Origin of the sequence: Roseomonas indoligenes (assembly GCF_017813365.1) — a bacterium.
In the GTDB taxonomy this organism is placed as follows: Bacteria; Pseudomonadota; Alphaproteobacteria; order Acetobacterales; family Acetobacteraceae; genus Roseomonas; species Roseomonas indoligenes.
The window spans coordinates 1-19784 of record NZ_JAGIZA010000022.1; the positions used below are offsets into that span (position 1 = coordinate 1).

Genomic DNA, 19784 nt, shown 5'->3' on the forward strand with positions numbered 1-19784 from the left:
TCGGATGGGTAGCGCTTCGTCTTGCGGGCGACTTCGGCCATCCGGCGGCGCGTCTCTCGGGTCCACATCCCGAGCTTGAATCATCTCGCCCACGTCGCGCCAAGCCATTCTCAAACGGTCACTAAGAGCCTGTTTGAGCTGCGCTTTGCTGGGCATCCCGATCTTCTCCTGAGGTGAAGACCAGGAGCCGCCTGGCGGGGCGGAGCGGTAGGAGCGATGTGGACGTCCCAGCATCGGGCGCGCCATGCGGCGTACCGTAGGCGGATAGTATCCTCGCATACGATTCGCGAGGTAGCGGACTGGCTGGAGCGCACCGCCCCGCCACGAAGCCCGAACCCGACGCCAGCGCTGGCCGTGGTGGGGGCGCTGGCCTGGCACCTGCGGGTGGGCGTAGCTGGCGGTTTTTGCTGCCGGGCATGCCGCTCTGGCGCACCGTTTACGGCTGGTTCCGCCGCGGGGCAGAGCGAGGCCTATTCGAGCAGATGATGCGCGACCTGACCCGGCTGCGCCGCCGGGCAGCGGGACGCCGACCAGAGCCCGCGCAACACGAGATCGCCCGCCGGCCGCCCGGCCTACAACCCTACCGCGCCGCTGCGTCGTCGAGCCCAGCTTCGCCTAGCTCACCCCCCCTGGGCCGGACTGATCCGCGACCGCGCATGCCGCCTCGACGTCTGCGAAGCCCGCCTCCACGCCGCCATCGTTCACGCCGCAACAGAGGCCCTCATCAACCCAGCCTGATTACCTCTTAAGCAGGCTGTCAGGCTTTTCGGCTTGCCCCTAAGCCATACGATTCCGTCCAAGACCGCGACGATCTAAGCCGAGTGGAAGTTGGCTCTCAAGTGCGCCGAGGGTCCCTCTCAGGTTGGATGAGCAACCTCGCCGGGGTGGGGTGGTGCTCCGGTATGCGGGTTGGTGTTGCTCCACCGCGAGTAGTTATCTTCTCCCGTGTTGTTCGAGGCCGTCCGGAAGCGGACCTCTATCCTGAACTCCTGACCCGTTCGCTCGAATCCCCAGCGCCCGGCATCCCGCCGGCCGTGCTGGAGGCCCGATGCGCCACGATCACTCCTTTGTCCCGCTTCTTCCCGAGGCGCTGCTCCGTCGCCATCGCTGCCACGAGCCCACCGACACCCGCTTCCGCGCCGCCGCCCGCCTCGCCCAGTCCCTCTGGCGCGAGCAGCAGGGCCTGCCCTGCGGTCGCGTGACCAACCCCGACACCGGCCGCCACCGCCCGCTCGGCAGCCGCCTGACGGGCGCCGCAGCCAAGGCCGGCGCCAGTTTCCTCGACCCCACCCTCGTGCCGCTGGTCCGCCGCGAGCTTGCCTGGCGCGAGCCGGGCGCCGTCATCGAAGAGCGCCGCCTCTGGGGCAACCTCCTTTCCAGCCAAGCCCTCGCCTTCTCGCTCTTCCTCCCCCTCAAGCGCGACCTGGCGCTGGCGACCAAGCTGCTGGGCGGGCTCTTCCCCGACTTGGTCGGCATCGTGACCGGGATCCTCCTCGAGCACTCCCCGGGTCGCGGCCATCCCGCCCTCACTGCCGACCGCACCGCCTTCGACGTGCTGGTCCGCTGCACCACCCCCACCGGCCGGCGTGCCTTCCTCGCCATCGAGGTGAAGTACTCCGAGGCGCCCGGCGGCGCCGCGGCTTCCCCCTACCCGCCCTATGACGGCCTCTCCCGCACCGCCGGCATCTACCGCGACCCCGACGGGGCGGTCCTCCGCTCCGGCATCCTCGGCCAGTTCTGGCGCCAGCAGCTCCTCGCTGCCGCCATGCTCCGGCAGGGCCTCTACGAGACGGGACGCGTGGTCGTCCTCGCGCCCGCGCCCAATGCCGACGCCTGGCGCGCGCTGGAGGGCTACGCCGACCAGCTGAAGTCGCCGGAGCCGGCGGTTTCCGGCTTCGAGGCCTTGCCCCTGGAGGCCTTCGTCCTCGCGCTCGCCAAGGCCGGGGCCGACGCGGTTGCCGAGCCGATCGCCCGGCGCTACCTCGACCTCTCGCCCGTCTACGCGGCCCTGGACCGACACCTGGAGGGCGGGACGCCACCGGACGGGAAGGAGACCCCGGCGGACGCGGGCTGAGCCGCCATGGCCCAGCACGGAACCGGCACGGGGGAGGGTCCCTCCCCTGCCGTTGCCGCCCTCCTCCGCGCCCTCGCCGCGCACCCACGGCCGCAGCTCGTCCTGCCGCATGTCGACCCTGAGCACCCGGAGACGGATCTCGCCCGCCGGGCCGCTGCCCTCGCCTCGGTTGCGATGGAGGCCCTCGCCTACCTCGCGGGCGAGGCCCGGTGCGGGCACCTGGCCGACAGCCTCTGGGAGCAGGTCGCCGCCCTGGAGGACGCGCCGGCCATCCGCGCACCGGTGCCGGACCGGGCCGCCCAGTTGGCGGACCACCGCGTCGAGGTCTGGCTGGAGGACCGCGCCTTCGGGACTGGCCCCTTCGCGTCCGAGGGGCAGTCGTGATGCGCGCCGGAATGCCTTCGGGCAGCTCGTCCGCCGGGGCCGACGTCTACGCCCGGGTGACGGACGCCATCGTCGCCGCGATCGAGGCCGGCCTCGCCAACAATGGTGCTGACTGGCGTATGCCCTGGCATCGGCGACGGGACACGGGTGCCTCCCCTGCCCTGCCGGTCAACGTCGCGAGCCGGGCCCCCTACCGTGGCATCAACACCCTGGCCTTGTGGGCCGCCGCCGACGCACGGGGCTACCCCGTCGGGATCTGGGGCACCTACCGGCAGTGGTCCGAGTTGGGCGGCCAGGTCCGGAAGGGCGAGAGGGCCAGCACGGTCGTGTTCTGGCGCTTCCCGGAGCGGGGCAACGCGGAGGAGGAGGCCGGCGACGGGGAGGCTGCCGTCCATGACGACGGAGCCGTAGACCATCGCCGCCGCGGACCCTGGGCGCGGTCCTACGCCGTCTTCAACCTGGCCCAGGTGGATGGAGCCACGCTGCTCGCGGACACCACCCCCAAACTGTCGGAGGGGGCGCGGATCGGCAGGGCCGAGGCGTTCTTCGCTACCCTACCTGGCCTCGACCTGCGGCACGGAGGCGCGGCCGCCTTCTATGCCCCCACGACCGATCACGTGCAGTTACCCGCCTTCGCGGACTTCCGATCGGCCGAGGGCTACTACGCTACCTTGGCCCACGAGGTGACGCATTGGACGGGGCACCCCTCCCGCTTGGCACGCGACCTCTCGGGGCGGTTCGGATCCGCAGCCTACGCGGCTGAGGAACTCGTGGCGGAGCTCTGGGCCGCCTTTGTCGGTGCCACCCTCGGCCTCGCAACCGAGCCCCGGCCCGACCACGCCCGCTACGTTGCCCACTGGCTCGACTTGCTGCGAGCGGACCGGCGTGCGGTTTTCACGGCCGCCGGTAAGGCGCAGAGCGCCTCAGATTGGGTTGTCGCAAGACAACTGACTTCCGACGAAGGGTGGCCAATGGGTAGCCACCACTCTGGCTGACCTGATGACCAACTACGCTAACAATTGAAAAGATTGGCGGACCCGATACGATTCGAACGTACGACCTTTGCCTTCGGAGGGCAACGCTCTATCCAGCTGAGCTACGGGTCCGTTGGCCTTCCCATACCGCACCCGCGCGCCGGGGGAAACCCCCCGGCGCGCGGCCAGCCTCAGGCCACCAGTGGCAGCGATCCAGGTCCCGTCATCCCCAGCGCGGCCTGCCGCGTCGCGTCCACCCGCCGCGTCCAGCCACGCCCGAAGGTCGGAAAGGTTCCCAGCCCTCGGTAGTAAGCCATCCGCGCCTCGGCCAGCCGCCCGATCAGGTCCGCGCTCCGGCAAGCCCCGGTCGCGGCCAGGGTGATCGGCCCCACGGAGCCATCCGGAGAGACGCCCACTGCCTTCTGCAGCATCTTCACGGAACGCCCCGCTCCGGCATTCACCCCGAAGTCGAGCACCATCAGGTCCACGCCCGCCGGCAGTTCCGCGCAGCGCATCGGGGACCAGTAGCGGGCCCGGTAGATCTCGCGCACCTCGGCCCGGGTCAGGGCCCGGATATCGGCCTCGGTCACCTCCCCGTCCCGGAACTCGGACAGGGTGCGGAGAGTGATGCCCATGTTGGTGGCCCCGCCGGGATCGGCCGGGTGGTTCACGAAGCCGCCCTCGGATTTCAGGACCTCGTCCAGACAGGCCTCGAAGCGGTCCTCGTCGGAGGGTCCGGACGCGGCAGCGAGGGAGACCGGCCGCAGCAGCGGGGCCGGGGCGGTGTCCCGCAGCGTCGCCATGGCCGCCTGCACCTGCTGGGCCTGCGCGTCCTGCAGCCGCCCGACGATCGCGTCCTTCTCCCGCGAGGACTGGGAGGAGCCGATCCAGAAGTTCACCACTGCAGCGAAAGCCGCGCCGAGGGAGCCGACGGTGATGTTGATGATGCTCGCCACCTGCGGGTCGAACCGCGCCGCACCGCCCGGCCCGGGATCGAGCGTCACCAGCAGGATCAGCACCGCGAAGAAGCCGAGCACGACGAGGGAGGAGACCGTTGCCGGCCCCCAGGCCAGGCGGCCACCGCCCCGCAGCATCTCCGCCATGCTGGCGCGGGCGGACTGCGTGTCGCCCAGGGTGGCGCGCAGCGTTTCCAGCGCCGCGCCGCGCTGCCCGGCCTCGCGCTGCGCGTTGAGACGCTCGCCCTCCAGCGCGATCTCGGCCAGGCGGACACGCAGGGCATTCGCCTTTTCCGTATCGGCGGCCAGGGCGGCGCGGGCAGCGGCAGGGTCCTCCGTGCCCGCGGCCTGGCGGACGGCCTCGGCCACCGTCCCGGCCACGGTTCCCGCCCGGTCCCCGGCGATCAGACGGATGATCTCTGGCGCCAGGGTCGCGGCGATGGCGATCAGAGGAAAGGCCATGGAAGAATTCCTCTCAAAGAACGAAACAGGAACCTATCCCGCGCCTCAATAGGAAATCAAGCCTTTTGTGCGGCTTCAGCCTTGTTGCCGGCCCTGCCCGGGCGCATGGTGCCGCCCCCGCCCCAAGGTGCCCGCGATGAACGAGATGTCCCTTCCGCGTCCGAACAACCTCGACTCGTTCTGGATGCCCTACTCGGACAACCGGCACTTCAAGGGCACGCCGCGCATGCTCGCGCGGGCGGAAGGCATGTCCTACTACACGCCGGAAGGGCGTGAGGTGCTGGACGGCACGGCGGGCCTGTGGTGCTGCAACGCCGGCCATGGCCGGCGCGAGATCGTGGAGGCGATCCAGAAGCAGGCCGCGATCATGGATTTCGCGCCCACCTTCCAGCTCGGCCACCCCATCGCCTTCGAGGCGGCGGCGCGCGTGGCGGAGATGACGCCAGCCGGCCTGGACAAGGTCTTCTTCACCAATTCCGGCAGCGAGAGCGCGGACACGGCCCTCAAGATCGCCCTGGCCTACCAGAAGGCCCGCGGCCAGGCTCAGCGCGTGCGCCTGATCGGGCGGGAGCGCGGCTACCACGGCGTCGGCTTCGGCGGCATGTCGGTCGGCGGCATCGGCGGGAACCGCAAACAGTTCGGCGCCATGCTGCCCTATGTGGACCACCTGCCCCACACGCATGACCCCGCGCGGAACGCCTTCACCAAGGGCCAGCCGGAGCATGGCGTGGAACTCGCCAACCACCTGATGGACCTGATCGCCCTGCACGGCGACACCATCGCGGCTGTCATGGTGGAGCCGGTGGCGGGCTCCACCGGCGTGCTGGTGCCGCCGAAGGGCTACCTGGAGCGCCTGCGCGAGATCTGCGACGCCAACGGCATCCTGCTGATCTACGACGAGGTGATCACCGGCTTCGGCCGCCTCGGCACGGATTTCGGGGCGGAGCGCCTGGGCGTGACGCCGGACATCATGACCATGGCGAAGGGCCTGACCAACGCCGCCGTGCCCATGGGCGCTGTCGCCACCTCCAACGAGGTCTACGACACGGTGGTGAACAACGCCCCCGCGGGGATCGAGCTGTTCCACGGCTACACCTATTCCGGCCACCCGCTGGCCTCGGCCGCCGCTATCGCCACCCTCGCCCTGCACCGGGAGGAGGACCTGCCGGGACGGGCGCGCGCGATCGAGCCCTACTGGCAGGAAGCCGCGCACTCCCTTCGCAGCGCGCCGGGGGTGGTGGACATCCGCGACTTCGGCCTCATCGCCGGGATCGAGCTGGCCCCGCGCGAGGGCAAGCCCGGCGCCCGCGCGATGGACGTGTTCCGCAAGTGCTTCGACGACGGCGTGCTGGTGCGTGTGACCGGCGACATCGTCGCCCTCTCCCCGCCCCTCATCATCGAGAAGCCGCATGTGGACCGGATCTTCGGCACGCTGAGCGACGCGATCCACGCCTTCGCCTGAGGCATCCCCTCAAGGACTGCTCCTGCGTTAAGGCATAGGGGGCTCCGGCCCCCCTTCTTCGTAACCCCGGTCGATCACGCCGCGTTGGGCTTCCTGATCCAGGGAGCCGAACGCGCCGCATGAGCACCACCCTCGCGCCGGAGGCACGTCCTCCCGCCCAGGTTCCGCCCCCCTCTAGCCCGGAACTGGGCCACCTGCTGACCGTGGTGGTCGGCGTCGTCACCGTCGCCGCCCTCTATCTGGCGCGCGAGGTGCTGATCCCCATTACCCTCGCCATCCTGCTCTCCTTCGTGCTCGCGCCCGTGGTCGGCCTGCTCCGGCGCTGGCGGGTGCCGCGTGTTCCGGCGGTGCTGCTCTCCGTGCTGCTGGCCCTTGGCGTGATCCTGCTCATCGGCAGCATCATCGGCGTGCAGATCGCGGGCCTGGCCCGGGATGCGCCCCGCTACCAGAGCGCGGTGCAGGAGAAGGTGGAGACGGCGCAGGAAACCGTCTTCGGCCGCATCCGCGATTTCTCCCGCCGCCTCAGCAACGAGGCGGAGCCCCCGCCCCCGGCGGCCCAGGGCGAGGCACAGGGCCCTGCGGCCCCGGCCACCCCCGCCCTGCCCGGCCTCAGCGGCGATGACCGCCGCCCCGTCCCCGTGGAGATCCGCCCGGGCGAATCCTCCGCGGTGGAGCTGGCCCGCAAGATCGTCTCCCCCGTGCTCGGCCCGCTGGAGACGACTTTCATCGTCTTCATCGTCGCCGTCTTCATCCTCCTCCAGCAGGCGGACCTGCGGGACCGGCTGATCCGCCTCTTCGGCTCCAGCGACCTCCACCGCACGACAGAGGCGCTGGACGATGCCGGGCGGCGGCTGAGCAAGTACTTCCTCGCCCAGCTCATGCTGAACAGCTCCTTCGGCGTGCTCGTCGCCATCGGGCTCTTCGTCATCGGCGTGCCCAGCCCGATCGTCTGGGGCATCCTCGCCGCGCTCTTCCGCTTCGTGCCCTATGTCGGCTCCATCCTGGCCGCCGCGATGCCCCTGGTGCTGGCCGCCGCGACGGAGCCGGGCTGGTCCATGGTGATCTGGACCGCCGCCCTCTTCCTCGTCACGGAATCCGTCATGGGCCAGGTGGTGGAGCCCATGGTCTACGGCCACTCCACCGGGCTCTCACCCGTCTCGGTCGTGGTTGCCGCCATTTTCTGGACCTGGCTCTGGGGCCCGATCGGCCTGATCCTGGCGACCCCCCTCACCCTCTGCCTCGTCGTGCTCGGGCGGCACGTGGAGAGGCTGGAGTTCCTGGACGTCATGCTGGGGGACCGCCCCGCCCTGACCCCGGTGGAGAACTTCTACCAGCGCATCCTGGCCGGCGACACGGACGAGGCCCTCTCCCAGGCCGAGACGCTGCTGCAGGAGCGCTCGCTCACCAGCTACTACGACGAGGTGGCGCTGAAGGGCCTGCGCCTGGCCGCCAACGACGCGGAGCGCGGCGTGCTGCCGCCGGAGCGGCTTGGGCGCATCAAAAATGCCGTCGGCGGATTGGTGAACGACCTGTCGGAGGTGCCGGATGGCGACCCGCCGCCGAAGGCGCACAAAGCCGAGCCGGATGCCATGCCGGCCGGGCGGACGGCGGACGAGAAGGCCGTGCCGATCCAGCCCGCCCCGAGCGTGGTGCTGCCGCCCCTGGCGGAGCGCGCGGGCAACTGGGGCGCGGAGACGCCCGTCCTCTGCCTCGCCGGCCGCGGCCCGCTGGACGAGGCCGCCTCCGCCATGCTCGCCCAGCTCCTCACGAAGCACGGCCTCGGAGCCCGCGTGGTGCCGCACGAGGCCAGCTCGCGCGAGCAGGTCGGGCGGCTGGACGCGGCGGGGGTGGCGATGGTTTGCGTGTCCTACCTCGACATCTCCGGCAGCCCCGCGCATCTGCGCTACCTGCTGCGCCGCCTGCGGCAGCACATGCCGGGCGTGCCCCTGCTGGTCGGGTTGTGGCCGGAGGGCGAGGCGGTGCTGAGCGATGCCAGCCTCGCGAAGGCTGTCGGCGCGGACTACTACACCTCCTCCCTGCATGCCGCCGTCACGGCCTGCCTGAAGGCGGCCGCCTCCGGCGCCCAGGACCCGGGCGAGGCGAAGGCGGCGATGGAGAAGAAGCCTCTGCCCGGTTGAGAAGCCGGGCCGCCGGCCTCAGACGCCGATCAGCTGTATTGCGAGCGGACGGTGAGGTCCGGGGATCCAAGGGGGGCGACGCCCCCTTGGGGCCGCCCGTGTCCGGTTCAGGCGCTCTTGCGCGCGGCGTTTCGCTTCCGCGTCGCGGCCGCCTTCCTCGCGGAGGCGGACCGCTCCTCCGGCGTCCGGCTTGCCGCCGCCTTCTTGGCCGAGGCGGAGCGGGCGCTCGCCGGTCGGGCCGCGCTGGCCGCTCCGCCCCGCTCGCCGCCCTTGCGGGCAGGCGCCTTGTTCATCGGTTTGCCGCGGCCGGAGCCGCTCTTCTTCCCCCCGCCCGTCTCCTTGTTGACGGTGGCCCAGGCCCGGCGCTCGGCTTCCTCCTCCGGCACGCCGCGGGATCCGTAGGAATCCTCAATGTGCTCGGCCATGCGCTTCTGCTTGTCGGTATAGGCGGATTTGTCACCACGGGGCATGGGAACGGCCTCCTGCTGGGATGATGGCCGGAAGAACGCGGGAACCGGGGGGCCGGTTCAATCGCCCTTCCCGATACCATATAACGCGGCGAACCGGCCCTCCCCCGAGGGCCACCGAGACTTGCCCGAAGGCGTCACCCCATGTCCCAGACCACCGAAGCGGCCCCTACCCCCGTCACCGTCCTCACCGGCTATCTCGGCGCCGGCAAGACCACCCTGCTGAACCGCATCCTCACCGAGAATCACGGCCGCAAGTTCGCGGTGGTGATCAACGAGTTCGGCGAGATGGGCGTGGACCAGGACCTCGTCATCGACGCGGACGAGGAAGTGTTCGAGATGAACAACGGCTGCATCTGCTGCACCGTGCGCGGTGACCTGATCCGCATCATCGGCAGCCTGATGAAGCGCCGGGACCGGTTCGACGGCATCATCGTGGAGACGACGGGCCTGGCGAACCCCGCCCCCGTCGCCCAGACCTTCTTCGTGGACGAGGACGTGAAGCGCGCCACGCGCCTGGACGCCATCGTGACCGTGGTGGACGCCAAGCACCTCCTCACCCGCCTCGGCGACAGTCCGGAGGCCGAGGACCAGGTGGCCTTCGCCGACGTGATCGTGCTGAACAAGATGGACCTCGTGACGGCCGAGGAGGCGGACGAGGTGGAGCGCCGCATCCGCGCCATCAACCCGACCGTGGAGATCCGCCGCGCCACCAAGTCCGAGGTGCCGCTGGACGCCGTGATCGGCCGCGATGCCTTCAGCCTGGACCGCATCCTGGCGCGGGAGCCCGAGTTCCTGACCGGCGACGACGAGCACACGCATGACAGCGCCGTGCAGTCCGTCTCCTTCGAGCTGGACCGCCCTGTGGACCCGGAGAAGTTCAATGCCTGGATCGGCGAGCTGCTCCAGACCAAGGGCCAGGACCTTCTGCGGACGAAGGGCATCCTTCACTACAAGGGCGATGACCGCCGCTTCGCCTTCCAGGCCGTGCACATGATCGCCGATGGCGACTACATCGGCGAGTGGAAGGAAGGCGATCCCCGCAAGTCCCGCATCGTTTTCATCGGGCGCGACCTGAACCGGCCCAAGCTGCGCCGCGGCTTCGAATCCACGGCGGCCTGAGCATGTCGGACGTCGCGGACGCGGATTTCCTTCTGGACCAGCGCGGCACCGGGCGCGAGCTCGGCGCCTGGGTGGCCGACGTCGCCTTCGGGAGGGAGGGGCGCTCCGTCGCCTTCGCCCTCTCCGATGGCAGCATCCACCTCGCCTCCCCCGCGAACCACGCGGGGGAGTGGCAGAAGCTGGAGGCGCATGACGGCGCCGTTCTCAACATGGTGCCGGACAGCGCCGATGGCCTGCTCTCCGGCGGCGACGACGGCAAGCTGCTGCACATCGCGCCCGATGGCAGCACGGAGGTCGTCTCCGACTTCGGGATGATGAAGTGGGTGGCGCACCTCGCCGCCCATTCCTCCGGGCTGCGCGCGGTGGCCGTCGGCAAGAACGTCCACCTGCTGGACGGGAAGGGCGCGAAGCTCAAGACCCTCGGCCCGCACCCCTCCACCGTCGGCGGCGTTGCCATCGACGCCAAGGGCAAGCGCCTCTTCGCCTCCCACTACAACGGCGTCTCCGCCTGGTTCGTGGGCGCCAAGGAGGACAAGCCGCGCGTGCTGGAGTGGAAGGGGAGCCATCACGCCATAGCCGTTTCCCCCGATGGCCAGAACGTCGTCACGGGCATGCAGGAGAACGCGCTGCACGGCTGGCGCCTGACGGACAGCCAGCACATGCGGATGTCGGGCTACCCGACGAAGACCCATTCCCTCTCCTTCACCGCCAAGGGCCGCTGGCTCGCCTCCTCCGGCGCGGATTCGGTCGTGCTCTGGCCCTTCTTCGGCGGCGGCCCGATGGGCAAGGCACCGACGGAGATCGCGGGCGGGGACCAGGTGATCTGCACCCGTGTCGCCTGCCACCCGCAGCACGAGGTGGTGGTGGCGGGTTTCCAGGACGGGCTCGTGCTGATGGCGGAGATCGCCTCCGGCAAGGTCGTGCCCGTCGCGGCGCCCGGGCGCGGCGCTGTCTCCGCGCTCGCCTGGAACGCCACCGGGACGCATCTCGCCTTCGGCACTGAAACCGGCTTTGGCGGGCTTCTGGACTTGGCGAAGCGCTAGGGCAGCCCCAACCTGGGTGGCATGAGCGATCGCATCACCACCCCCCTCCTCTCCATCCCGCGCCTCGGGCTCGGCACCTACCGTCTGACCGGGGCGGCAGGGCAGGCCGCGGTGGAATCAGCCCTGGCCATGGGCTACCGCGCCCTGGATACGGCCGAGATGTACGGCAACGAGGTGGAGGTCGGCGCCGGCCTTCAGGCCTCCGGCCTGCCGCGCTCCGACGTTTTCGTGACCAGCAAGGTCTGGTGGGACCATCTCAGCCCCGCTGAAATCCGCCAAGCCTGCGAGACCTCGCTCCGCAAGCTCGGCACGGACTACCTGGACCTCTATCTCGTCCACTGGCCTGCCGCCGACATGGACCTGCACCGCGTGATGCACGACATGACACGGCTGCGCGAGGAAGGGCTGGTCCGCGCGATCGGCGTGGCGAACTTTCCGGCCGGGCTGCTGAAGCGCGCGATCGAGACGGGCGCACCCATCGCGGCCAATCAGGTCGAGTACCACGCCCAGCTCTCGCAGGACCGGCTGCTGGAGGTGACCCGCCCCAACAACATCGTGCTGACGGCCTATTCCCCGCTCGGCCGCGGCGTGATGACGGAGAATCCGGTGATCCGGGCGATCGCCGCGCGCCACGGCACCGGCGCCGGGCAGGTCGCGCTGGCCTGGCTGCTGCGGCAGGACGGGGTGGCCGCCATTCCCAAGGCGTCGCGCCCGGAGAGCCAGCGCGCGAACCTGGAGGCGCTGGCCCTAGCGGAGCAGATCACCGAAGCGGATGTGGCGGAGTTGAACGCACTTCCGAAGGACCAGCGCTTCGTGAACCCGGCTTTCGCGCCGGACTGGGCGGCCTGAGAGCCGCCAACCGCCCGGCCATCGCCGGGCGGACTGCCCTCAGGTGTAGCGGACGGGGCGCGAAGCGCCGGCCGGAGAGATGCAGAAGTGCACGGCCGGGTAGAGCACGGCCTCGGCCTCGGGGGCCGGGGCATCGGCCTGCGCCGCCTGCTCAACCGGCTTGCGCGGGGCGGGGCGGGCGGCCGGGCTGCGGCGATGCGCCGGAGCAGCGGCCGGCCGCTCGGCCCGGACCTGCCGGGAGAAGATCGTGGCCCCGGAGGAAATCGGCGCCGCAACGTCACACATCGTCGCATTAACGAAGGCCGGAGCCTCTTCAGCGCTTGCAGATGGCGCCAGGGCAACAGTCCCGGCGAGCATCCCGAAGAGTGCGATCGCGCCCCAATTCAGCATCTCCGACCCCCTCTTCCGCATTAAATCATATACTTAGCGAAGCTTCTTGCCTCGCTCTCTGCGGAATGAACGCCGAGTCATCGCGGCGGTTTCCGCGAAGCCGAATCGCGGATCCGGCGGCAGCCGAAACGCGGATGAAGCGTTGGGCGGGCGGCAACCCTCTCCAGCGCCCGATCGGGGCCCCTCAGGAGCGACGAAATGAGCGACAAGCCCCCCGGCATCCCTGGGATTTCTCCCCAGGACGATGATGAGGTTGACCTCGGCATCAGCATCCAGACCGTCGCCAACATCGTCGACGCGGCCCGCGCCTCCGATGAGACGGAGGAGGACGAGCTGAACGAGGACATGAACGACCCGGAGACGGACGACGCCGCCAAGCCCGACCTGACCGGCGAGAATCTTGAGACCCTGATCGGCGAGCTGAACGAGGACGAGCAGGCCGCCCTCATCGCCCTCGCCTGGGTCGGACGCGGCGACTACGAGCCGGATGAGTGGAGCGAGGCGATCGGCCTCGCGCGCGAGCGCAACGAGACTGACACCGCCGCCTACCTGATGGGCATGGAGTTGCTCGGCGACCTGCTGGCCGAGGGCCTGGCCGCCTTCGGCATCGTGGTCGAGGAAATCGAGCGCTGACGGCTCGCCCCTGAACGGGCCCGCGGGCCGGTCCTACCCGAAGACCGGCCCCGGCAGCCCGGCGATCTCCCGCACCAGCTTGCGGCGCACGGCGTTGCCGAAAGCCTCGAAATCCTCGGCCGCAATGAGGAAGGCGCCGTCGCCGCCGATCACGGAATCCCGGTAGTAGGCATCCAGTGGGATAGGGGATGGCCGCCCGAAGGTCGGGCGGTCGTTGATGATGGGCAGTCCGTTGATCGTCACGCCTTGCGCCACCACGCGGTCGCGCACGGCCTCTACGGGCTGGCCGCTGTTGTTCACGCCGTCGCCGGAGACGTCGATCACGCGCCGCGTTCCCTCATAGGGCGATTCCATGAGGGTCCGCATGGAGAAATCCAGCCCGCCCGAGATGGAGGTCCAGGAGAGCGCGACGCGCGGCGCCTGCTCCAGCGCCGTGGCCCAGGCCGCCGCCTCCGCCTGGCTGCCGATATGCGTCCAGGGGATCACCAGCCGCTGGTAGTCCGATCCCGCCCATTCGACATAGGCCACGGCGATGGCTCCGGTCATGCCGCCGCGGATCGCCTCCACCACGCGCGGATCGGTCATCGCGTTGCGGTAGCCCTCCCGCTGCAGCCGGGCCTCGTCGTCGTCGATGGAGCGGGAGACGTCCACCGCCAGCACCAGCAGCAGGTCGACCGACTCTTCGGCGCGCGCGGGATGCGTGGCGGGGAGCATCGCGGCGCCGCCCGCCGCGAGAAGGGACCGACGCCGCATGGAACATGCCCTCGCCTGCTGATCGAGGGATCAGATCAGGCGCATCCACCGCGCCGCAATGACTTTCGTGTGGCGCACGCGCTTGTCAGGGAAGGCGCACGGCCGGCACCGTGGCGGGATCGGGCGCCCAGCCGCCGGGCACCGGGCGCAGCAGCGGCGCGGCGAAGGCCGCGACGACCGGCACCTCGCCCGGCCAGTCCGCCACCCAGCGGTCCCCCTGCGCCATGGCCACGCAGAGGCCCACCGGCCGCACCCCGGCCCGCGCCAGCAATGCCAGCCCCGCCAGCGCCGAGGTGCCGGTGCTGATCACGTCGTCCACCAGCAGCACGCGGCGGCCCTGCAGCCGGTGCAGCACGCGCGGATCCAGCCACATCCGCCGCTCCCCGGGCGTGGTGGAGGAGGAGACGGGGGCGGAGAGGGCCTCCTCGTACCAGCGCTTGCGGGAATAGCCCGCGGCGACCCAGTTCGGGTGCCCCAGCGCCTCCGCCACCGGCGGCGCCAGGGCGTGGCCCAGCGTGGGCAGCCCGCAGACCACCTCCGCCCCCAGCGGCCGCGCCGCATCCGCCATCCAGCCCGCCAGGCGCCGCAGGACCGGGAAGGAAGCCTGGTTCACGATGAGCCCGGTGACCGCCACCCCGCCATAGTTCCGCAGCGGCAGGCGCAGGGCGGAGCCGCCCGGCACGGGCAGGGCCGCGCTCTCCCGGTAAGGCGGGGCGTCGGGGGCGGGTTCAAAACCTTGCCAGAAATCCATTCACGGCGCTTGGCACGCTGTCGCGCGGTGGTCCAGCCTCGTAGAACCACCCGAATCCCCCTCGGAGCCGAGCCATGCCCAGCCGCCGCACCCTTTTCGCCGCCTCGGGCGCCGCCTTCCTGTCCTGGGACGCGGTGATCCGCGCCGCCCATGCCCAGACCCCGCCCGGCGTGCTGGTGATGGCGAAGCAGATCGACGACGTGATCTCGCTCGATCCTGCCGAGAGCTTCGAGTTCACGGGCACCGAGATCTGCGGCAACGTCTACCAGAAGCTCACCACCACCGCGACCGACGACCCCGCCCGCCTGGCCGGCGACCTCGCGGAGAGCTGGACCGCGGGCGATGACGCGAAGACCTTCACCTTCACGCTGAAGCCCGGCCAGAAGTTCGCCAGCGGCAAGGAGGTGACGGCGGAGGACGTGGTCTACTCCCTCCAGCGCGTCGTGGCGCTGAACAAGAGCCCGGCCTTCATCATCAACCAGTTCGGCTTCACCAAGGACAACATGGCGCAGACGATCCGCGCCACGGGGCCGCGCACGGTGGTGCTGACCACGGCCGAGCCTACCGCCACTTCCTTCCTGCTCTACTGCCTCTCCGCCGCCGTCGGCTCGATCGTGGAGAAGGCGGTCGTCTCCGCCCGCGCCGCGAACGACGACTGGGGCAATGCCTGGATGAAGGCCAACTCCGCCGGTTCGGGCCCCTACCGCATCGTCTCCTGGCGCGCGAGCGAGGCGGTGACGCTGGACGCCAATCCGAACGCGGCCCGTGCCCCGGCCACGCGCCGGATCATCCTGCGCCACGTCGCCGATCCCTCCGCCCAGCTGCTGGGCCTGCAGCGCGGCGACTACGACGTGGCGCGCAACCTCGCCTCCGACCAGATTCGGGGCGCGCAGGGCGACAGCCGCTACACGCTGGTGACGCAGCGCAAGGCGGGCCTGCTCTACATCGCGATGAACCAGAAGCACCCGATCCTGTCGAAGCCGGGGGTGCGGCAGGCCATCAAGTGGGCGATCGACTACGAGGGCATCCAGCGCAACATCGTCCCCAGCAACTACGCCGTGCACCAGGCCTTCCTGCCGGAGGGCCTGCCGGGCGCGCTGACGGAGAAGCCCTTCAAGGCCGATGTCGCCGCCGCGAAGAAGCTGTTGGCCGAGGCCGGGCACCCGGACGGCTTCGAGATCGGCTTCGACTTCTTCTCCGGCCCGCCGGTGAACGACATCGCCCAGGCCGTGCAGGCCAACTTGGCCGCCATCGGCATCCGCGCCCGGATGCTGCCGGGCGAGATGCGCTCCGTCATCACCAAGACCCGCGCGCGCCAGCACGACCTCGCCCTGCTGCGCTGGGGGTCCGACTACTTCGACCCGCACAGCAACGCCGAGGCCTTCAGCATGAACCCCGACAACGGGGATGATGCGCGCAACAAGACCCTCGCCTGGCGCTCCGCCTGGGCCATTCCGGAGCTGACCGCCCGCACGGTCGCCGCCGTGAAGGAGACGGACGGGGAGAAGCGCGTGGCGATGTACGAGGCCCTGCAGCGCGACCACCAGCAGCAGAGCCCCTTCGCCATCATGCTGCAGGACCTAGAAGTGGCGGTCGCGCGCAACACCGTGAAGGGCCTGCAGATCGGCGTGCTGAACGACCGCACCAACTACGCCGGTGTCACCAAGGCCTGATGCTTCTCGCCCGGCTCAAGTCGCTGGCGGCCACGGCCGCCAGCATCCCCATCACCCTGCTCGGCCTCGCCGTCGTCACCTTCTTCATCGGCCGCGTGGTGCCGATCGACCCGGTGCTGGCCGTGGTGGGCGATCGCGCCCCCGCGGACGTGGTGGCGCGCGCGCGGATCGAGCTCGGGCTGGACCAGCCGCTCTATGCCCAGTTCTGGCGCTACCTGACGGACATCCTCTCCGGCAATCTCGGCCGGTCCGTCATGACCTCCAACACGGTGTGGGAGGACATCGCCCGCTACTTCCCCGCCACCTTCGAGCTGGCGACGCTGGCGATCCTCATCGCCGCGCTGCTGGGCATCGGCCTCGGCGTCCTTGCCGCCACGCGCCAGGGGAGCTGGGTGGACCAGGCGGTCCGCGTCTTCTGCCTTGCCGGCCATTCCCTGCCCGTCTTCGTCCTCGCCCTCGTCTCGCTGCTCGTCTTCTACGCCTGGCTGGGCTGGCTGCCCGGGCCGGGGCGGCAGGGCATCGTCTTTCAGGACATGGTGGAGCCGGTCACGGGCATCCTGACGCTGGACGCCCTCCTCGCCGGCGATTGGCCCGCCTTCTGGGATGCGGTGCTGCACCTGATCCAGCCTGCGGGCATCCTCGCCTTCTTTTCCCTGGCCTATATCGCGCGCATGACCCGCGCCTTCATGCTGGCCGAGCTTCGCAGCGAGTACGTCACCACCGCCCGTGCCAAGGGCCTCTCCTCCATGCGGATCGTCTGGCGCCACGCCTTCCGCAACACGGCCGTGCCGCTAGTGACGGTGATCTTCCTCACCTATGCCGGGCTGCTGGAGGGCGCGGTGCTGACGGAAACGATCTTCGGCTGGCCGGGGCTGGGGCAGTACCTCACCGTCTCCCTGCTGAATGCGGACATGAATGCGGTGCTCGGCGCCACCCTTGTCGTGGGACTGATCTACGTGGTGCTGAACCTGATGGCCGACCTGCTCTACCGCCTGATGGACCCGCGGACGCGATGAGCGGCCATTCCCCCGGCAGCCCCATGGCCGATGCCGCCACCGCCACGGCGGCGGTCGAGCCCGTGTCCGACGCGGCGCCCGAGGCCGCCCTGGCGCCACCGCCGCCGCAACCCGGCGCGGCGCCTAGCCGCCGCGACTGGCTGCTGACCGATGCCCCCGCCTCCCGCAGCCAGGCCGCCTGGGGCCGCCGTTACCAGGCCTGGCTCGCCTTCCGCCGCAATCCGCTGGCGATGGTGGGGCTGGGCGTGATCCTGGCGATGCTGGTCCTGATCCTACTGGCGCCGCTGATCGCCACCCACGATCCGGGCGCGCAGGAGCTCGGCAACCGCCTTGCCGCCCCCTCGGCCGCCCATTGGCTGGGCACGGACGAGCTGGGCCGCGATGTCTGGTCCCGCATTCTCTACGGCGGCCGCATCACGCTCGGCATGGTCGTCGCCGTGGTGCTTTTGGTGGCCCCGCTGGGCCTGCTGGTGGGCTGCGTGGCCGGCTATGCCGGGGGCGTCTGGGACCGGTTGCTGATGCGGGTCACGGACATCTTCCTCGCCTTTCCCCGGCTCATCCTGGCGCTCGCCTTCGTCGCCGCCATGCGGCCGGGGGTGGAGAGCGCGGTGATCGCCATCGCCCTTACCGCCTGGCCGCCCTATGCGCGGCTGGCGCGGGCGGAGACGCTGACCATCCGCCGCACGGACTATGTCGCCGCGGCGCGGATGACCGGCGCCTCCCCCGCCCGTATCGTGCTGCGCCACGTCATGCCGATGTGCCTGCCCTCCCTCGTCGTGCGCGTCACGCTGGACATGTCCTCCATCATCCTGACCGCCGCGGGCCTCGGCTTCCTCGGCCTCGGCGCCCAGCCGCCCCTGCCGGAATGGGGCACGATGATCGCCACCGCCCGGCGCTTCATCCTGGAGCAGTGGTGGGTCGCCCTGATGCCCGGCATCGCCATCTTCTCCGCCTCCCTCGCCTTCAACCTGCTCGGCGACGGCCTGCGCGACGTTCTGGACCCGAAGCAGCGATGAGCGGCCCTTCCCTCGAGAGCGAACCTCTGGTCGCCGTGCGGAACCTCCATGTCGAGTTCCCCTCCGCTACCGGCGTCACCCATGCCGTTCGCGGCGTCTCCTTCGCGATCGGGCGGGAGAAGCTGGGCATCGTGGGGGAGAGCGGCTCCGGCAAGTCCGTGACGGGCCGCGCCCTGATGCGCCTCCTGCCGGGCAGCGCGCGGATGCGGGCGGACGTGCTGCGCTTCGGCACCACGGACATCCTGCAGGCGGGCGAGCGCGAGATGCGCGCCCTGCGCGGCGGCCGCATCGGCCTGGTGCTGCAGGACCCGAAATATAGCCTCAACCCCGTGATGACGGCGGGTGCCCAGATTGCGGAGGCGCTGCGCGCCCACAAGCGCCTGGGCCGGCGGGAGGCGCGCGATGCCGCCCTGGCCCTGCTGGAATCCGTCCGCATCCGCGATCCCCGCCGCGTCCACGACGCCTACCCGCACGAGCTTTCCGGCGGCATGGGCCAGCGCGTGATGATCGCCATGATGCTCGCCCCCGACCCGGAGCTGCTGATCGCGGACGAGCCCACCTCGGCGCTGGACGCCAGTGTGCAGGCGGAGATCCTCTCCCTCATCGAGGAGCAGGTGGACCGCCGCGGCATGGCGCTGATGCTCATCAGCCACGACCTCCCCCTCGTCGCCCGCTTCTGCGACCGGGTGGCGGTGATGTATGCCGGCCAGGTGATGGAGGAGCTGCCCGCGGCCGACCTGCACCAGGCCCGCCACGCCTACACGCGCGGGCTGTTGGAATGCCTGCCCAGCCTCTCGGAACGGCGGGACCGCCTGCCCACCCTGAAGCGCGACCCCGCCTGGCTGGCGCCGCGCGCATGATCGACGTCGGCAACCTCGATATCCGCTTCGGCGCCAACCACGCGGTGCGCGGCGTCTCGTTCCGCGTGGAGCCCGGCGAGACCTTCGGCCTGGTGGGGGAGAGCGGCAGCGGCAAGTCCACCGTGCTGCGCGCCATCGCCGGCCTCATCACCGAATGGTCCGGCCGCATCGCCGTGGACGGCCAGGCCCTCGGACGCAAGCGCGACCGCGCCTTCTTCCGCACCGTCCAGATGGTGTTCCAGGACCCCTACGGCTCCCTCCACCCCCGCCAGACCGTGGACCGCATCCTGTCGGAGCCGCTGGAAGTCCACGGCGTGCGCGATGCCGATACCCGCATCGCTCGCGCGCTGGAGGAGGTGGCCCTGCCCCGCACCGCGCGCTTCCGCTACCCGCACCAGTTGTCCGGCGGCCAGCGCCAGCGCGTCGCCATCGCCCGCGCCCTGGTGGCGGACCCGCGCGTGCTGCTGCTGGACGAGCCCACCAGCGCGCTCGACGTCTCCGTGCAGGCGGAGGTGCTGAACCTGCTGGCCGATCTCCGTGCCGCCCGGAGCCTCACTTGCATCCTCGTCTCGCATAATCTCGCCGTCGTGGCCCATCTCTGCGGCCAGATCGCGGTGATGCAGGGTGGACAGGTCGTGGAGAGGCTGGACGAGGCCGCGCTGCGTGCCGGCCGAGCGGTACACCCGCACACGCAGGACCTGATCCGGCTCTCGCGGGAGGTGGAGGACCGGGCCACTTGAGGCCACCACCGTCCCGAACCC

At 70.8% G+C, this 19784-nt stretch carries 19 protein-coding genes and 1 tRNA gene; 14 read left to right on the forward strand and 6 right to left on the reverse strand.

Features of this window, described 5'->3' with window-relative positions; all coding sequences use genetic code 11:
* The first annotated feature begins 1048 nt into the window (after nt 1-1048).
* From J5Y10_RS23730 to J5Y10_RS23740, 3 genes are read left to right on the forward strand one after another with little or no spacing between them, the layout of a single operon-like run.
* Nucleotides 1049-2074, forward strand: coding sequence for a PGN_0703 family putative restriction endonuclease (locus tag J5Y10_RS23730; protein ID WP_209376613.1), 1026 nt, complete (start codon nt 1049-1051; stop codon nt 2072-2074).
* A gap of 6 nt (nt 2075-2080) precedes the next feature.
* The gene (locus tag J5Y10_RS23735) at nt 2081-2458 is read left to right on the forward strand and encodes a hypothetical protein (RefSeq protein WP_209376614.1); all 378 of its coding nucleotides are present in this window, start codon (nt 2081-2083) and stop codon (nt 2456-2458) included.
* Nucleotides 2458-3453: an ArdC family protein gene (locus tag J5Y10_RS23740; RefSeq protein ID WP_245215029.1), complete on the forward strand. Its 996-nt coding sequence runs from the start codon at nt 2458-2460 to the stop codon at nt 3451-3453. Before J5Y10_RS23735 ends, J5Y10_RS23740 begins: the two co-directional genes overlap by 1 nt.
* A gap of 34 nt (nt 3454-3487) precedes the next feature.
* On the opposite strand, the gene J5Y10_RS23745 is transcribed toward J5Y10_RS23740, so the two are convergent.
* Together J5Y10_RS23745 and J5Y10_RS23750 are read right to left on the reverse strand one after the other, a co-directional pair.
* Nucleotides 3488-3564 (reverse strand) — tRNA-Arg (locus tag J5Y10_RS23745).
* A gap of 59 nt (nt 3565-3623) precedes the next feature.
* On the reverse strand, nt 3624-4850 hold the full coding sequence (locus J5Y10_RS23750) for a glycoside hydrolase family 108 protein (RefSeq protein WP_209376615.1): 1227 nt from the start codon (nt 4848-4850) through the stop codon (nt 3624-3626).
* Nucleotides 4851-4986: 136 nt separating this feature from the next.
* On the opposite strand from J5Y10_RS23750, the gene aptA reads away from it, so the two are divergent.
* Together aptA and J5Y10_RS23760 are read left to right on the forward strand one after the other, a co-directional pair.
* Nucleotides 4987-6312, forward strand: coding sequence for an omega-aminotransferase AptA (gene aptA / locus J5Y10_RS23755; protein WP_408901600.1), 1326 nt, complete (start codon nt 4987-4989; stop codon nt 6310-6312).
* Between the two features lie 119 nt (nt 6313-6431).
* Entirely contained in the window at nt 6432-8450 is a 2019-nt protein-coding gene (locus J5Y10_RS23760) for an AI-2E family transporter (protein WP_209376616.1), read from the forward strand.
* 107 nt (nt 8451-8557) lie between these two features.
* Here the strand turns inward: J5Y10_RS23760 and J5Y10_RS23765 are convergent, their stop codons facing one another.
* Complete coding sequence (locus J5Y10_RS23765; protein WP_209376617.1) at nt 8558-8920, reverse strand: plasmid stabilization protein; 363 nt, start codon at nt 8918-8920, stop codon at nt 8558-8560.
* 141 nt (nt 8921-9061) lie between these two features.
* Between J5Y10_RS23765 and J5Y10_RS23770 the strand changes: the two genes are divergently transcribed.
* Genes J5Y10_RS23770 through J5Y10_RS23780 form a run of 3 tightly spaced genes read left to right on the forward strand, consistent with a single transcriptional unit; the run spans nt 9062 to nt 11931 of the window.
* Nucleotides 9062-10039 carry a CobW family GTP-binding protein gene (locus J5Y10_RS23770; protein WP_209376618.1) on the forward strand — a complete coding sequence of 326 codons (978 nt, stop codon included), beginning with the start codon at nt 9062-9064 and terminating at the stop codon, nt 10037-10039.
* Nucleotides 10040-10041: 2 nt separating this feature from the next.
* Nucleotides 10042-11082, forward strand: a complete 1041-nt coding sequence (locus J5Y10_RS23775; RefSeq protein WP_209376619.1) for a WD40 repeat domain-containing protein — start codon at nt 10042-10044, stop codon at nt 11080-11082.
* A 21-nt stretch (nt 11083-11103) separates the two neighbouring features.
* On the forward strand, nt 11104-11931 hold the full coding sequence (locus J5Y10_RS23780) for an aldo/keto reductase (RefSeq protein ID WP_209376620.1): 828 nt from the start codon (nt 11104-11106) through the stop codon (nt 11929-11931).
* A gap of 39 nt (nt 11932-11970) precedes the next feature.
* On the opposite strand, the gene J5Y10_RS23785 is transcribed toward J5Y10_RS23780, so the two are convergent.
* The gene (locus J5Y10_RS23785; protein ID WP_209376621.1) at nt 11971-12216 is read right to left on the reverse strand and encodes a hypothetical protein; all 246 of its coding nucleotides are present in this window, start codon (nt 12214-12216) and stop codon (nt 11971-11973) included.
* A 303-nt stretch (nt 12217-12519) separates the two neighbouring features.
* Here J5Y10_RS23785 and J5Y10_RS23790 point away from each other — a divergent pair, with 303 nt between their 5' ends.
* The gene (locus J5Y10_RS23790) at nt 12520-12954 is read left to right on the forward strand and encodes a DUF3775 domain-containing protein (protein WP_209376622.1); all 435 of its coding nucleotides are present in this window, start codon (nt 12520-12522) and stop codon (nt 12952-12954) included.
* 33 nt (nt 12955-12987) lie between these two features.
* On the opposite strand, the gene J5Y10_RS23795 is transcribed toward J5Y10_RS23790, so the two are convergent.
* Together J5Y10_RS23795 and J5Y10_RS23800 are read right to left on the reverse strand one after the other, a co-directional pair.
* Nucleotides 12988-13707: a DUF1194 domain-containing protein gene (locus J5Y10_RS23795; RefSeq protein ID WP_209376623.1), complete on the reverse strand. Its 720-nt coding sequence runs from the start codon at nt 13705-13707 to the stop codon at nt 12988-12990.
* An 85-nt stretch (nt 13708-13792) separates the two neighbouring features.
* The gene (locus J5Y10_RS23800) at nt 13793-14458 is read right to left on the reverse strand and encodes a phosphoribosyltransferase (RefSeq protein ID WP_209376624.1); all 666 of its coding nucleotides are present in this window, start codon (nt 14456-14458) and stop codon (nt 13793-13795) included.
* A gap of 74 nt (nt 14459-14532) precedes the next feature.
* On the opposite strand from J5Y10_RS23800, the gene J5Y10_RS23805 reads away from it, so the two are divergent.
* The 5 genes from J5Y10_RS23805 to J5Y10_RS23825 are packed head-to-tail and all read left to right on the forward strand — an operon-like array spanning nt 14533 to nt 19763.
* Nucleotides 14533-16131 (forward strand): ABC transporter substrate-binding protein, encoded by a 1599-nt coding sequence (locus J5Y10_RS23805; protein ID WP_209376625.1) that lies wholly within the window; start codon nt 14533-14535, stop codon nt 16129-16131.
* Nucleotides 16131-17147 (forward strand): ABC transporter permease, encoded by a 1017-nt coding sequence (locus J5Y10_RS23810; RefSeq protein ID WP_209376626.1) that lies wholly within the window; start codon nt 16131-16133, stop codon nt 17145-17147. The genes J5Y10_RS23805 and J5Y10_RS23810 overlap by 1 nt, the downstream gene beginning before the upstream one ends.
* Entirely contained in the window at nt 17144-18163 is a 1020-nt protein-coding gene (locus J5Y10_RS23815) for an ABC transporter permease (protein WP_245215030.1), read from the forward strand. Before J5Y10_RS23810 ends, J5Y10_RS23815 begins: the two co-directional genes overlap by 4 nt.
* Nucleotides 18160-19023 (forward strand): ABC transporter ATP-binding protein, encoded by an 864-nt coding sequence (locus J5Y10_RS23820; RefSeq protein ID WP_209376627.1) that lies wholly within the window; start codon nt 18160-18162, stop codon nt 19021-19023. Before J5Y10_RS23815 ends, J5Y10_RS23820 begins: the two co-directional genes overlap by 4 nt.
* On the forward strand, nt 19020-19763 hold the full coding sequence (locus J5Y10_RS23825) for an ABC transporter ATP-binding protein (protein ID WP_209376628.1): 744 nt from the start codon (nt 19020-19022) through the stop codon (nt 19761-19763). Before J5Y10_RS23820 ends, J5Y10_RS23825 begins: the two co-directional genes overlap by 4 nt.
* Nucleotides 19764-19784 lie beyond the last annotated feature (21 nt).

Coding starts and splice junctions, on each gene's coding strand:
- J5Y10_RS23825 (WP_209376628.1), top strand. CDS start 19,020: ATGATCGACGTCGGCAACCTCGATATCCGCTTCGGCGCCAACCACGCG.
- J5Y10_RS23765 (WP_209376617.1), bottom strand. CDS start 8,920: ATGCCCCGTGGTGACAAATCCGCCTATACCGACAAGCAGAAGCGCATG.
- aptA (WP_408901600.1), top strand. CDS start 4,987: ATGAACGAGATGTCCCTTCCGCGTCCGAACAACCTCGACTCGTTCTGG.
- J5Y10_RS23780 (WP_209376620.1), top strand. CDS start 11,104: ATGAGCGATCGCATCACCACCCCCCTCCTCTCCATCCCGCGCCTCGGG.
- J5Y10_RS23795 (WP_209376623.1), bottom strand. CDS start 13,707: ATGCGGCGTCGGTCCCTTCTCGCGGCGGGCGGCGCCGCGATGCTCCCC.
- J5Y10_RS23805 (WP_209376625.1), top strand. CDS start 14,533: ATGCCCAGCCGCCGCACCCTTTTCGCCGCCTCGGGCGCCGCCTTCCTG.
- J5Y10_RS23740 (WP_245215029.1), top strand. CDS start 2,458: ATGCGCGCCGGAATGCCTTCGGGCAGCTCGTCCGCCGGGGCCGACGTC.
- J5Y10_RS23820 (WP_209376627.1), top strand. CDS start 18,160: ATGAGCGGCCCTTCCCTCGAGAGCGAACCTCTGGTCGCCGTGCGGAAC.
- J5Y10_RS23800 (WP_209376624.1), bottom strand. CDS start 14,458: ATGGATTTCTGGCAAGGTTTTGAACCCGCCCCCGACGCCCCGCCTTAC.
- J5Y10_RS23810 (WP_209376626.1), top strand. CDS start 16,131: ATGCTTCTCGCCCGGCTCAAGTCGCTGGCGGCCACGGCCGCCAGCATC.
- J5Y10_RS23775 (WP_209376619.1), top strand. CDS start 10,042: ATGTCGGACGTCGCGGACGCGGATTTCCTTCTGGACCAGCGCGGCACC.
- J5Y10_RS23750 (WP_209376615.1), bottom strand. CDS start 4,850: ATGGCCTTTCCTCTGATCGCCATCGCCGCGACCCTGGCGCCAGAGATC.
- J5Y10_RS23770 (WP_209376618.1), top strand. CDS start 9,062: ATGTCCCAGACCACCGAAGCGGCCCCTACCCCCGTCACCGTCCTCACC.
- J5Y10_RS23815 (WP_245215030.1), top strand. CDS start 17,144: ATGAGCGGCCATTCCCCCGGCAGCCCCATGGCCGATGCCGCCACCGCC.
- J5Y10_RS23760 (WP_209376616.1), top strand. CDS start 6,432: ATGAGCACCACCCTCGCGCCGGAGGCACGTCCTCCCGCCCAGGTTCCG.
- J5Y10_RS23790 (WP_209376622.1), top strand. CDS start 12,520: ATGAGCGACAAGCCCCCCGGCATCCCTGGGATTTCTCCCCAGGACGAT.
- J5Y10_RS23730 (WP_209376613.1), top strand. CDS start 1,049: ATGCGCCACGATCACTCCTTTGTCCCGCTTCTTCCCGAGGCGCTGCTC.
- J5Y10_RS23785 (WP_209376621.1), bottom strand. CDS start 12,216: ATGTGTGACGTTGCGGCGCCGATTTCCTCCGGGGCCACGATCTTCTCC.
- J5Y10_RS23735 (WP_209376614.1), top strand. CDS start 2,081: ATGGCCCAGCACGGAACCGGCACGGGGGAGGGTCCCTCCCCTGCCGTT.